Source organism: Providencia sp. PROV073, assembly GCF_033688125.1.
Lineage (GTDB): Bacteria > Pseudomonadota > Gammaproteobacteria > Enterobacterales > Enterobacteriaceae > Providencia > Providencia hangzhouensis.
Map to the genome: position 1 here is coordinate 574,725 of NZ_CP096353.1, position 12,713 is coordinate 587,437.

Annotated in this window: 12 protein-coding genes; 9 read left to right on the forward strand and 3 right to left on the reverse strand. The window is 41.7% G+C overall.

Translation table 11 applies throughout. The features are described from left to right. Positions 1–168: 168 nt before the first annotated feature. A complete protein-coding gene (gene rnz, locus M1F17_RS02430) occupies positions 169–1,083 on the forward strand; it encodes a ribonuclease Z (RefSeq protein WP_144139534.1) in 915 nt (304 codons plus the stop codon). Positions 1,084–1,125: 42 nt separating this feature from the next. Here the strand turns inward: rnz and deoR are convergent, their stop codons facing one another. Both deoR and deoC read right to left on the reverse strand, forming a co-directional pair. Beyond that, the gene (gene deoR / locus M1F17_RS02435) at positions 1,126–1,905 is read right to left on the reverse strand and encodes a DNA-binding transcriptional repressor DeoR (protein ID WP_004260957.1); all 780 of its coding nucleotides are present in this window, start codon (positions 1,903–1,905) and stop codon (positions 1,126–1,128) included. A gap of 55 nt (positions 1,906–1,960) precedes the next feature. Further along, a complete protein-coding gene (gene deoC, locus M1F17_RS02440) occupies positions 1,961–2,629 on the reverse strand; it encodes a deoxyribose-phosphate aldolase (protein WP_096864595.1) in 669 nt (222 codons plus the stop codon). Between the two features lie 168 nt (positions 2,630–2,797). On the opposite strand from deoC, the gene rbsK reads away from it, so the two are divergent. The 3 genes from rbsK (at position 2,798) to M1F17_RS02455 (ending at position 6,223) form a co-directional block, all read left to right on the forward strand. Beyond that, positions 2,798–3,727, forward strand: coding sequence for a ribokinase (gene rbsK / locus M1F17_RS02445; protein ID WP_094961414.1), 930 nt, complete (start codon positions 2,798–2,800; stop codon positions 3,725–3,727). A 108-nt stretch (positions 3,728–3,835) separates the two neighbouring features. Next, the gene (gene fucP / locus M1F17_RS02450; RefSeq protein WP_144139531.1) at positions 3,836–5,143 is read left to right on the forward strand and encodes an L-fucose:H+ symporter permease; all 1,308 of its coding nucleotides are present in this window, start codon (positions 3,836–3,838) and stop codon (positions 5,141–5,143) included. Positions 5,144–5,206: 63 nt separating this feature from the next. Further along, complete coding sequence (locus tag M1F17_RS02455; protein ID WP_167732467.1) at positions 5,207–6,223, forward strand: aldose 1-epimerase family protein; 1,017 nt, start codon at positions 5,207–5,209, stop codon at positions 6,221–6,223. Between the two features lie 35 nt (positions 6,224–6,258). Here M1F17_RS02455 and M1F17_RS02460 read toward each other — a convergent pair whose 3' ends face one another. Beyond that, entirely contained in the window at positions 6,259–6,666 is a 408-nt protein-coding gene (locus M1F17_RS02460; RefSeq protein ID WP_318837221.1) for a DUF2750 domain-containing protein, read from the reverse strand. Positions 6,667–6,809: 143 nt separating this feature from the next. Between M1F17_RS02460 and M1F17_RS02465 the strand changes: the two genes are divergently transcribed. The 5 genes from M1F17_RS02465 to M1F17_RS02485 all read left to right on the forward strand — a co-directional run bounded on the left by M1F17_RS02465 (position 6,810) and on the right by M1F17_RS02485 (position 12,668). Next, the gene (locus M1F17_RS02465) at positions 6,810–7,829 is read left to right on the forward strand and encodes a mechanosensitive ion channel family protein (RefSeq protein WP_004260937.1); all 1,020 of its coding nucleotides are present in this window, start codon (positions 6,810–6,812) and stop codon (positions 7,827–7,829) included. A gap of 272 nt (positions 7,830–8,101) precedes the next feature. Further along, complete coding sequence (locus M1F17_RS02470) at positions 8,102–10,261, forward strand: ornithine decarboxylase (RefSeq protein ID WP_004260934.1); 2,160 nt, start codon at positions 8,102–8,104, stop codon at positions 10,259–10,261. Positions 10,262–10,359: 98 nt separating this feature from the next. Then, the gene (locus tag M1F17_RS02475; protein ID WP_004260931.1) at positions 10,360–11,295 is read left to right on the forward strand and encodes a nucleoside hydrolase; all 936 of its coding nucleotides are present in this window, start codon (positions 10,360–10,362) and stop codon (positions 11,293–11,295) included. 3 nt (positions 11,296–11,298) lie between these two features. After that, positions 11,299–11,772 (forward strand): DUF6882 domain-containing protein, encoded by a 474-nt coding sequence (locus M1F17_RS02480; protein WP_004260928.1) that lies wholly within the window; start codon positions 11,299–11,301, stop codon positions 11,770–11,772. 101 nt (positions 11,773–11,873) lie between these two features. After that, a complete protein-coding gene (locus M1F17_RS02485; protein ID WP_004260926.1) occupies positions 11,874–12,668 on the forward strand; it encodes an inositol monophosphatase family protein in 795 nt (264 codons plus the stop codon). Positions 12,669–12,713: the final 45 nt, after the last annotated feature.

Consider the following 12,713-nt stretch of genomic DNA (forward strand, 5'->3'; position numbering starts at 1 on the left):
AATTGATCGGATGAATATGGAAATACGATTTGTATATTGGAAATATTTGGAATAACTGGCTTTGGTTGATAATCAAAAAATACGGAATACTATACAGATTAAAATAAATGATTTTTTTATTGGAAAAAATCTTACCATAATAAAAACAACAAATTAGATGAGGAAGTTATGGAGTTAACATTTTTAGGAACCAGTGCTGGGGTGCCGACAAAAGAGCGCAATGTCACCAGTATGATATTAAATTTGGTCGGTATCCGTAAAAGCTACTGGTTATTTGATTGTGGCGAAGGGACACAACATCGCATTTTAAATAGCCCATTTAAAACGCCAAAAATTGAGAAAATATTTATTACCCATTTACATGGTGACCATATTTTTGGTCTACCCGGTTTGTTATGTAGCCGCTCAATGGGTGGAGCGACAGACCCACTGACTGTTTATGGTCCAAAAGGGTTAAAACACTATATTGAAACGGTATTAGCCGTGAGTGTGTCTTATATGACATACCCGTTGGAAATCGTTGAAATTGAAACTGGGCAGTTATTTGATGATGGGGAGTTAATTGTGACGGCTTATGCTCTTGACCACCGTGTTGAGTGCTACGGCTATCGTATTGAAGAGCACCCAAAAAGTGGTGCATTAGACGCAGTCAAATTAGCCAATGACAATATTCCTCGTGGCCCTTGGATGCAAGCGCTTAAAGCGGGTGAAACCATTGTTCTTGATGATGGGCGAGTCGTGAATGGGACTGATTACCTTGGTGAGCCTGTTCCCGGTAAAGTCGTTGCGATTTTTGGTGATACTCAACCGACAGAACAAGCACTGGAGCTTGCGAGAAATGCCGATGTGATGATCCATGAAACCACCTTAGAGGCCGAATTTGCACAAAAAGCTAATGAGCGTGGCCACTCGACTACAGTACAAGCGGCGGAGTTAGCACGTGCTGCTGGGGTTAAGCGTTTTATCGCAACTCATATTAGTGGTCGCTACGTGAGTGAAGATATACCAAGATTGCTTGCAGAGTGCCAATCGGTGTTCCTCGCAACAGAAATTGCAGAAGACTATTTAACCGTGAAGATTTAATGTTAGCGGGCAAGATATTGTCCGCTAAATCTATTGGCGATTTTAATAAATTACTTTCACAAAGCCATTACGGCAATATGTTTCATATTCATCAGAAAGCTGCCTATTTGTGACTATCACATCAAATTGTGATAATTCCCCCATATTGGCGGTCGCGACTTCATCGAACAGGTTATAAGGGGCGAGTAAAATCTTACGGATAGATTTTTCCATCGCTTTTTTCTTCATTGGTAAATCATCGAGATTATAGCAAGTTACGCCAAAATTTCCGTGCACGCCAGCCGCTGAAATAAAGGCTTTTTTAGGGTTGATTGAATCAAGTAATGAAGGGAGTGAAGGGTTGTAAAAAGAATCACTTTTAGGGCGATACTCCCCACCACATAAAAGTGCGGTGGCATTTTTCTTTTGGCTAAGGGCGAGAAAAACGTTATGTGAGTAACAAATGCCAGTGAAATTAATCTCTTCGGGGATGAGTGAAATCAAGGTGGCCATTTCAATGCCATTATCAAAGAAAATCACATCATCTTCTGTCACCATACTAGCGGCAAGATTAGGGATATATAATTCTTCGGTTTGGTCAGGGGTAAAAACATCGGCTTGCGGCTCTTGGGTAGCTAAGTTGGCTGGTTGGGTAACAGAAACAATATAGCCGCCAAGGAGTGACATAGGAATGGGGCCTTCTGTGTCTGCGCTGAGATCTCGTCGGATAGTCATCTCTGAAACTTCGAGTATTCTAGCGGCTTCTTTTAAATGAATGCGTCCTGAACGTTTTAAACATTCACTTAAACGGCGAAGGCGTTCTTTTTGTTTAGTTTCTATCACCCTACAATCCTTTTTAAATGCACAAAATTGGCGCGGTTAGACCGCGCCCCATCACTTAGTAGTCACTCGGCTTGGTCGCCGTTCCTGTGACAATTGCTACACTCGCGCTGGCACCTACACGGTTTGCGCCAGCTTCAATCATTTTAATTGCGGTTTCACGGTCACGCACACCACCGGAGGCTTTTACACCGACTTCATCACCAACCACTTTACGCATCAGGGCGACATGGTGCTCTGTTGCACCCATTGTACTGAAACCTGTTGAAGTTTTCACAAAACCGACTTTAATTGTGCGGCAAATTTCACAAACTTGTGTAATTTCTTCATCAGTTAATAGGCAGTTTTCTAAAATAACTTTTAATGTTGCTTTACCGCAGGCTGCAAATACCGCTTCGATATCACGACGGACAAAGTCTAAGTCGCCACTTTTTAGCATGCCAATGTTGATAACCATATCGACTTCATCAGCGCCACGGCGGACAGCTTCTGCGGCTTCAAATGCTTTGGCTTCAGTTAAGCATGCCCCTAGTGGAAAGCCTACCACACAGCAAACTTTAACGTCGCTGTTTTTTAAAAGTTCGCTGGCTAAAGGAACATAACCTGTGTTCACACATACAGAGGCAAAATGGTGTTCAGCAGCTTCCGTACACAGTTTAGTAATATCGCTGACAGTCGCATTCGCAGCAAGTAAAGTGTGATCAATATATTTTGCTAAGTCTTGCATTTTCAACTTTCCTATATAAATGTGGGATAGACAACAAAGAATGAGGAAATGTGGTAGATATAACACTTGATCATTCGTTATTCGAGATCCTAATCACAAATGATATTTTTGCAACATGATAATGTTACTATCATATCATTATGTGATTTATTTAACACGAGGGACATTATGGATATAGCAGTTATTGGTTCAAACATGGTTGATTTGATCACTTATATCGATCAAATGCCAAAAGAAGGCGAAACGTTAGAAGCGCCAGCTTTCAAAATTGGTTGCGGCGGTAAAGGTGCGAACCAAGCGGTTGCTGCTGCTAAGTTAAATTCAAAAGTGATCATGTTAACCAAAGTCGGCGATGATATTTTTGCAGATAATACGATCCGCAATCTTGAGTCTTACGGTATTAACACCCGTTATGTGGAAAAAGTACCTTGTACCTCAAGTGGTGTCGCGCCTATTTTTGTTAATCAAAATTCATCAAATAGCATTTTGATCGTCAAAGGGGCGAATAAATTTTTATCCCCGGAAGATATCGATCGCGCAGCGGAAGATCTGAAAAAATGTAAATTGATCGTCCTGCAATTAGAAGTCCAGCTTGAGACGGTTTATCACGCAATTTCATTCGGCAATAAACATGGGATCCCAGTGTTGCTCAACCCAGCTCCAGCGCAACGTACGCTCGATCTCGATTTTGCTTGCCGATGTGATTTCTTTGTACCTAATGAAACGGAATTAGAAATTTTAACCAATATGCCAGTAGACACGATGGATAACATCCGTCGTGCCGCACAGTCTTTGCTGGATAAAGGGTTAAAAAATGTCATCGTGACATTAGGAGATAAAGGGGCGTTATGGATGACTCGCGACAGTGAGTTACATATACCCGCAATTAAAGTGAATGCCATTGACACCAGTGGTGCAGGGGATGCCTTTATCGGCTGTTTCTCTCATTACTATGTCCATACGGGGAATATTGAAGAAGCACTGAAAAAAGCAGTGATGTTTTCGGCCTTCAGTGTGACAGGGAAAGGGACTCAATCTTCTTATCCAAGTGTTGAGCAATTTAATGAATTTGTGCAAATCAACACAGCTAATGAATAGCTAAATAATAATAGTCCAACGTAGCTATATACCCTTTGAATAATTAAGTGGTCATCAGAGCCACATAGCCACTCATCGGGTATAAATTATAAAAATATAAGGGTTACTATGAACATTAAGAACATCACTCAGTTACCGGATGGCTACCTGAGTAAGACTCCTCTATTCCAATTTATCCTACTATCGTGTCTGTTCCCATTATGGGGATGTGCTGCAGCATTAAATGATATTTTAATCACACAGTTTAAAAGTGTCTTTGAACTCAGTAACTTCGCCTCTGCTTTAGTGCAAAGTGCATTCTATGGCGGTTATTTCTTAATCGCTATTCCAGCGTCGTTAGTGATCAAAAAAACCAGTTATAAATATGCCATTATGGTGGGGCTGATCCTATACATCGCGGGTTGCAGTATGTTCTTCCCTGCGTCTCATATGGCGACTTACACCATGTTCTTGGCAGCTATTTTCGCCATTGCGATTGGTTTAAGCTTCCTTGAAACCGCAGCAAATACATATAGCTCAATGATAGGGCCTAAACAATACGCGACATTGCGTTTAAATATTAGCCAAACTTTCTACCCAATTGGCGCAGCGGGCGGGATCTTGCTAGGTAAGTATCTGGTATTTTCCGAGGGGGATAGCTTACAAAACCAAATGGCAGGAATGAATGCGGAACAAATTCATGAATTCCGTTTAGCCATGTTGGAAAATACCCTCGAACCTTACCGTTATATGATTATGGTATTGGTTGTGGTAATGATCTTATTCCTTATTACCAAGTTCCCTAAATGTAAAGTGGCAGAAACGCAAGATCATAAGCGTCCTACTGCATTAGAAACCTTAAAATATTTAGCGAAAAATAGTCGCTTTAGAAAAGGAATCATTGCCCAATTTTTATATGTCGGTATGCAAGTGGCTGTGTGGTCATTTACCATTCGTCTCGCATTAGAGATGGGGGATATTAACGAACGCGATGCCTCAAACTTTATGGTGTATAGCTTTGCCTGTTTCTTTATTGGGAAGTTTATCGCCAATATTCTAATGACTCGCTTTAATGCAGAAAAAGTCCTAATTATCTACTCGGTGATTGGGGCGTTGTTCCTGATTTATGTTGCGTTTATTCCGAGTTTCACTGCGGTGTATGCAGCGGTCATGGTGAGTATTTTGTTTGGACCTTGCTGGGCAACCATTTATGCAGGTACTTTGGATACCGTTGATAATGAGCATACCGAAATGGCTGGGGCGGTCATTGTGATGGCGATTGTCGGTGCTGCGGTTGTTCCTGCCGTTCAAGGCTATGTCGCAGATATGCTGCACTCATTACAACTTTCATTCCTCGTTTCCATGCTGTGCTTCGTGTATGTCGGTATTTACTTCGTTGGTGAACGCCGCTTTAAAGCCAAACAAGCTGCAAAATAGTGCTCAAATTGGGTAGTGTGAGCTACCCAATTCCATTTATCTTATTAAACCGTGAGTATGAAAATGAATACATTGATACCTCTTCACAAAAGCTTATTTACGGAAAACCCGACGCTTATTTTAAAAAATAACCAATTTACTGCCACTGCATTTCGTTACCAAACTGGCGTGGAAGGGCTACGAATTGAAAATCAGCAAGGGTATTTAACGATTTTACCTTTTTTAGGACAAATGATTTGGGATGCACAATTTTGTGGCCAAAATCTGAAAATGGAAAATATGTTTTCAGCGCCAAAACGTGTTCCAACGGTAGTTGAAACCTACGGTTGCTTTGCATTCCATTCAGGTTTAATCAGTAATGGTTGCCCTTCACCAGAAGATTCACATCCATTACATGGGGAAATGCCTTGTGCAGCAATGGATAGCGCTTGGCTTGAACTGACTGGCGAAAGTTTAAAAGTCGTCGGCGAATATGAGTATGTGATGGGTTTTGGTCATCATTATCGTGCGACACCGTCAGTGCAATTAAACTCAGATAGTGCATTATTTGATATTCATATGTCAGTCACCAATTTAGCATCGGTGCCTATGCCTCTCCAATATATGTGCCATATGAATTATGCTTACGTGGAGAATGCAACATTGACACAAAATATCCCCGAAAATGCGATTAAATTGCGTGAATCAATACCGGGGCATGTACAGCCAACTGAAAAATGGCTCGCATTTAATGAAGCGTTGAAATCTGGCAAAGTCTCATTAAATCAGCTTAATCAGCCACAAATGTGTGACCCTGAAATTGTGTTTTTTATGGATGACCTCAGCCAATATACCGCAACGCCTGAGTTTAGGATGATTTCACCCGCAGGAGATACGTTTGTAACGCGTTTTAAATCTAATGAGCTAAATTATGCAACTCGTTGGATTTTGTATAATGGTGACCAAAAAGTTGGCGCATTTGTACTCCCTGCAACTTGTCGTCCAGAAGGTTTCCTTGCGGCGAAAAATAACCAAACACTGATTTGGTTAGAGGCAGGGCAAACTCGTGAATTTACTGTCACTACTGGTGTTGAAAAGTAGTTTTTTACTTTAAAAAGGCAGCACATTGCTGCCTTTTACTCATATTGCTGACATTCTTCTTCTAAATCGCGCAGAAGCGCCGCGGCATCATAAACTAATGTTTTTTCCCCATCAGACTGCATCATCAATGCAACCTTAATATTTGCTTCATGCATATCAGGCAGAATTTCTGTCATCAGGTGTTTAAGGGTAAATAGCATTGGCGTAAAATTTGCCCATTCACCCGTTAAACACAACTCAACAAATGCTTTGGCAGGCCATAGGGGGAGAAAAAGACATTTTTCATCATTCCATGCGGTAACGATATTTTTCCCATCACCGAGGCTCCATACCTGTTCCCAGTCAGCGATTTTACCGACAAAATAGTTATACTGTTGGTATGGTCTAAGGGCATGGACATTTTTTATTTCTTTATCATTTGGGGAAAATAGGTTGTTATTCATTATTGGATAATCTAAAAAGTACCTGATAATTATTGGGAAAATTATCTTTATAATTGTTATCTTAATAACAAGATAACGAAAAACAATACACAGTAAAACAAATAAAAATAAGATCTATCAGGTAAATTTTAGGGCGGTTAGAAATGATAGAAGCATTACTTGAAAAATATGCGATTGGTATGACCTTAATTGCGACTTTTCTCGCAATCTATTTAGCTTTTGAGATTGTACATAAACGCCGTAAGCATAAACATAAACGCAAAAGTATTTTGATCAATGTGATTCAAACTGTTGTGCTGTGTGGCGTGGTTATTGTTATTGCTCAATATGTAGACATGGCCGCAAAAGATTTTGATTTAACCTTTATTTCCACTTCTTTGGTTAATTTTATTACCATCTCATTGATTGCATTGATTTTAATGCGAAAACTGTTCCAACTAGCGAACCGACTAGAAAAAGCACAGATTAAAAAAGGCAGTGACCCCACTTCGGCACGTATTGTTGCCCGCGTGTTTAAAACAGCGATATTTGTCATTATGGTACTGCTGTTTGGCGAGCATTTTGGGATGAGCCTTTCTGGTTTGATGGCGTTTGGCGGGATTGGCGGTATTGCTATCGGTATGGCCGGTAAAGATATCCTGAGTAATTTTTTCTCTGGGTTAATGCTCTACTTTGACCGGCCCTTCAATATTGGCGATTGGGTCAGCTCACCGGATAGAAACATTGAAGGCACGGTGGTTGAAATCGGCTGGCGGATCACTAAAATTATTACGTTTGACCACCGTCCGCTATACATTCCCAACTCGGTTTTTTCTTCTATTAGTGTGGAAAACCCGGGGCGCATGACTAACCGACGTATCAAAACTGAAATTGGTTTGCGTTACGAAGATTCAGACAAAATTGGAGCTATTGTCGATGATATCCGCACGATGTTACAACAAGATGTGAATATCGATACCAGCCAAACCTTATTAGTTTATTTCGATGCTTTTGCCGACTCTTCGTTAAATATTATGGTGTATTGCTTTACCAAAACAACGGTTTGGGCTGAATGGCTAGCCGCACAGCAAGCGGTGTATTTGAAGATCATTGAGATAGTTAAACGCCACGATGCTGACTTTGCATTCCCATCACAGACTTTGTATGTGGAAAAAAACAACTAACGTCCCATTACGGATAAATTGACCGATTAATTTGTGGTGTTCACAGGGTTAATTGGTTAATTTATCTTTTTATTATCTTTATGACGGCCTGAAGTATGGGGGAGTGGGGTGTGATGAGATAGAATTTTTATGCTATTAACCAGTGGCTTATAAAATATATTCGACTTTCCAAATCTTGCCCTCTTTTCTTACCATGCTAGTCATTTCAATTCCCTGATCTATCAAGTATATTGTCCGCCTCTTTTCCTCAGCTAACTAAGAGCCAGACTGCTATGAACAAAATCAATGTGGCATGTAGCCAGGGGGTCGCAATCTATTTCACTAATGAATTTCAGTGGGTAGATATTCGCGATGCACAGTTAAACAATATTGCCGCTGTCGTGCTATCTGAACAAGATGCCAACCAAGGGCTGTGGGAAAGAGTTGTTGAGAGTCAGCTGAGTATTCCGCTGTTTATCATTAGTGATAAACAGCTGCCAACCGATGAAAATTTACCACCTTATTTAACGGCGCTATTACCGCCAGCCCCGGCTGCTCGTGAAGAAAATAGCCGTCAATTGCTCGATGCTGCAAATCAGTACCTTGAGCAGTTATTACCGCCATTTTTTGCTCGAATGATGGATTATGCTGCGGGCCATAATGTGACTTTCGCCTGTCCGGGGCACCAAGGCGGCCAATTTTTCCGTCGCCACCCAACAGGGGAGCAGTTTTATCAATTTTATGGTGAAAACCTGTTTCGTACCGATTTATGCAATGCCGATGTGGCAATGGGCGATTTATTGATCCACGAGGGCGCAGCGAAAGAGGCACAAAAATTTGCCGCGAAAGTTTTCAATGCGGACAAAACTTATTTTGTCTTAAATGGCACCTCATCATCCAACAAAGTCGTGCTAAATGCGCTATTAACACCGGGTGATTTAGTTTTGTTCGATCGTAATAATCATAAATCAAACCACCATGGGGCGCTGATACAGGCGGGGGCAACACCGGTCTACCTAGAAACGGCACGTAATCCTTTTGGCTTTATTGGCGGTATTGATGCGCACTGCTTCGATGAAAGTTATTTACGTGGGCTTATCCAAGAAGTGATGCCTGAAAAAGCACAAGCCCAACGGCCATTTCGCTTAGCGGTGATCCAACTTGGAACTTATGACGGTACTGTGTATAACGCAAGGCAAGTGGTTGATAAAATTGGACATTTGTGTGATTACATTTTATTTGATTCTGCGTGGGTGGGGTATGAACAATTTATTCCAATGATGCGCCAGTGCTCGCCATTGCTACTTGAATTAAATGAAAATGACCCCGGTATTATGGTGACTCAGTCAGTTCATAAACAACTGGCTGGTTTCTCACAAGCGTCACAAATCCATAAAAAAGATAACCACATCAAGGGGCAAGAGCGCTTTGTTTCACACAAAAAACTCAACAATGCTTTTATGATGCACGCTTCGACGAGCCCATTTTATCCCTTGTTTGCCTCTTTAGATGTCAATGCACGTATTCACCAAGGTGATGCAGGCAAAATGATGTGGATGGACTGCGTGAAAGTGGGGATTGAGGTAAGAAAATCGATACTTCAGCACTGCCGTTATTTTAAGCCTTTTGTTCCTGAAATCGTTGATGGCAAGTTATGGCACGAATACCCAACAGAGCAAATCGCTGCTGAGCAACGCTTCTTTAACTTCATACCGCAAGAACGTTGGCATGCGTTTGATGGCTATGCACAGGACCAATACTTCGTTGACCCCTGTAAATTGATGCTAACGACGCCAGGTATTGATGTCGAAAGTGGAGAATATGACGCTTTTGGCGTGCCTGCGACGATTTTGGCGCATTTTTTACGTGAACACGGCGTGATCCCTGAAAAATGTGACTTAAATTCAATTTTATTTTTGTTAACACCCGCAGAAACCCGTGAAAAACTGGAACTGCTAGTATCCCATTTGGTCCGTTTCGAACAGTTACTGGATGAAGATGCGTTATTAGAAGATGTATTGCCTTCGGTTTATCAGCGTTATCAAGACCATTATCAGGGTTATACATTACGCCGTTTATGCCAAGAGATGCACCAACTCAGCATTAATGACAATATTAAACAGCTGCAAAAAGAGATGTTCCGTAAAGCTCACTTCCCGGAAGTGAAAATGGCACCTCAACAGGCACATTTAGAGTTTATTCGTGGTAACTGTGAATTATTGCCATTAGATGAATTGGAAGGGCGTATTGCCGTTGAAGGGGCATTACCGTACCCACCGGGCGTATTGTGTGTCGTACCTGGGGAAGTGTGGTCGGGGCCAGTACTGCGTTATTTCAAAGCACTAGAAACGGGTATTAATGCATTACCGGGCTTTGCTCCTGAGTTACAAGGTGTGTATATTTCGAAAAATGAAGGTGAGAAAAAACGTGTCTATGCGCATGTTTTAAAATAAATTTCTAAGTATTCAGATATTAAGCATAGATTTTACCTTGCTAGCTGGTTAAATTGGGGTCAGTGCCATTTCTGACTCCAATTTTAATAAGGTAAGGTATGAGCAAAAAAATAATCCTCGATTGTGACCCCGGCCATGACGATGCTATCGCGTTATTACTGGCTTATGGTAACCCTGACATTGAATTATTGGCGGTAACAACCGTTGCTGGTAATCAAACCCTCGAAAAAGTCACTCATAATGCACTGGCTATCGCTGAAATGGCGAAGATTAGCGGTATTCCATTTGCTGCGGGCTCGGTACGCCCTTTAGTTCGGGAAATTGAAGTTGCGCCTGATATTCATGGGGAATCAGGGCTTGATGGGCCTGTATTACCGACACCAACATTGAAGCTTGATGAAAGACATGCAGTTTCACTGATTATCGAAACCATTATGTCTCACCCGCCTAAAACGGTGACTTTAGTTCCTACTGGCGCATTAACGAATATTGCGCTTGCTGCTCGTCTTGAGCCTCGCATTGTCGAACGAGTTAAAGAAGTGGTGCTGATGGGAGGGGGCTATCATGTTGGGAATTGGAGTGCGGTAGCTGAATTTAACATCAAAATTGACCCAGAAGCGGCTCATATTGTTTTCAATGAAAAATGGCCGTTAACCATGGTGGGCTTAGACCTTACCCATCAAGCGCTAGCAACTCCTGATGTAGTGAAACAAATTGCTGCGATTGGCAGTGATTGTTCACAATTTGTCGTCGAACTACTGGATTTTTTTGGAAAAATGTACAAGCAAGCTCAAGGCTTTGATGCTCCGCCAGTACACGACCCTTGTGCGGTTGCTTATGTTATTGACCCTAACGTAATGACCACACAAAAAGTGCCTGTAAATATTGAACTGACTGGGACGCACACGTTAGGCATGACGGTGGCTGACTTCCGCTATCCTGCGCCTGAAAATAGCCATACTCAAGTTGCTGTTAAATTAGATCATCATAAATTTTGGCAGTTGATTATCAACGCATTAAAAAATATTGGGTAATAAATGGATAATGAAATAGAACAAATGCCTTATGAGGCATTAATTGAACGTAGCATGAATGCGTTACAGACCAAAAACCAATTTCATTGTGATACATGGAAATTAGATGAAGCCGATTGGTCAGTGAACCAAGACGAAGGAACCATTATTTTTCATGCGCCTGATAATATAATGGCAACAGCGCCCGTTCAAATTGTTGGTACTTATGACCAAAGCCAAGGCAGTTGGATGTGGAGCTGGGCAAACAGTTCTATCGACAGCGCTTTAACACAAGATGCAATCGCGGTGAAAGCTTATGGCGAGCGGAAAGACAACGCATTATTAACCGCCCGCATTAGTCAAATCGAGGAGTATGACGCATGGCAATTAACGGCATTGGCTTGCGAACTCAATAATCAGCAAGGGGTGTACCGTGGAATTGCGGGGCACACTTTGGTATTTATGACATTTGGTGAAGTTTCTCTTAAACAAATTTAGGTTGTATTGGTGCTTTATCTCTGGTCGATAAGGCATTTTAGCGCCTTTATTCCATAACCTATCCGTTATACTCATTTTCTTTTTCAATGAGGAGCTTGGTCATGTTAAATATTGCACTCGAAGCCGCTAAATTAGTCAAAACCATGACAGTAGACGCTTTTGAAGGGGCGGGAAAGTTTGATTATAAACCCGATCGTTCCGTAGTTACGGAAACGGATACCCGAGTTGAAGAAGAAATTAGGGCATTCTTTGCACAAAAAACACCGAATATCGCTGTTTTAGGTGAGGAGTTTGGCTTTGTCGGTGAGCAGCAATTCAGTTCTGGTTGGGTAATTGACCCGATTGATGGTACGCGTGCATTTATTTATGGAGTGCCGTTATTTAGTACGTTAATTACTTATGTGGAAAATGGGGAACCATTACTTAGTGTGATTAGTTTTCCCGCGATATCCACACTCTACTTTGCCTCACAAGGGGAAGGGTGCTGGGTGCAAACAGCTAGTCAGGCTCCAAGACAGCTTAAACTCGAAAGCCAATCGCCTAAATCATTATCAGAAGCAGTGGTAAGCGCATCAGGCATTCATAATAGTAATTATAATTCCCGAGAAGGGTCGCAAATTTATCATTTGGATGCGGTTGTGGGCCAAGCAAGGGACTTCATTTTTGCTAATGACGCTTATCAGCATGCCATGGTTGCCAGCGGTCGCATTCATGGTGCGATTGATACCATTATGAAACCTTGGGATAGTGCGGCACTTATTCCGTGTATCCGAGAGGCGGGCGGGGAAGTTTGTGCATTAAATGGACAGCGTAAGCAAGCCATGTTTGCGGGAAGCTTGCTATCAGCCGCAACGCCAGAATTAGCTGAGCAAATTATTGAGTTGATGAATAGTTGAAGATGAGAGCGTGAAGATAAGCCTCTTCACGCGATTTAGTTGATA

Excerpts from the sequence above, each read along its gene's own strand:
- rnz (WP_144139534.1), top strand. The coding sequence starts at position 169 with ATGGAGTTAACATTTTTAGGAACCAGTGCTGGGGTGCCGACAAAAGAG.
- deoC (WP_096864595.1), bottom strand. The coding sequence starts at position 2,629 with ATGCAAGACTTAGCAAAATATATTGATCACACTTTACTTGCTGCGAAT.
- rbsK (WP_094961414.1), top strand. The coding sequence starts at position 2,798 with ATGGATATAGCAGTTATTGGTTCAAACATGGTTGATTTGATCACTTAT.
- fucP (WP_144139531.1), top strand. The coding sequence starts at position 3,836 with ATGAACATTAAGAACATCACTCAGTTACCGGATGGCTACCTGAGTAAG.
- M1F17_RS02455 (WP_167732467.1), top strand. The coding sequence starts at position 5,207 with ATGAATACATTGATACCTCTTCACAAAAGCTTATTTACGGAAAACCCG.
- M1F17_RS02460 (WP_318837221.1), bottom strand. The coding sequence starts at position 6,666 with ATGAATAACAACCTATTTTCCCCAAATGATAAAGAAATAAAAAATGTC.
- M1F17_RS02465 (WP_004260937.1), top strand. The coding sequence starts at position 6,810 with ATGATAGAAGCATTACTTGAAAAATATGCGATTGGTATGACCTTAATT.
- M1F17_RS02470 (WP_004260934.1), top strand. The coding sequence starts at position 8,102 with ATGAACAAAATCAATGTGGCATGTAGCCAGGGGGTCGCAATCTATTTC.
- M1F17_RS02475 (WP_004260931.1), top strand. The coding sequence starts at position 10,360 with ATGAGCAAAAAAATAATCCTCGATTGTGACCCCGGCCATGACGATGCT.
- M1F17_RS02480 (WP_004260928.1), top strand. The coding sequence starts at position 11,299 with ATGGATAATGAAATAGAACAAATGCCTTATGAGGCATTAATTGAACGT.
- M1F17_RS02485 (WP_004260926.1), top strand. The coding sequence starts at position 11,874 with ATGTTAAATATTGCACTCGAAGCCGCTAAATTAGTCAAAACCATGACA.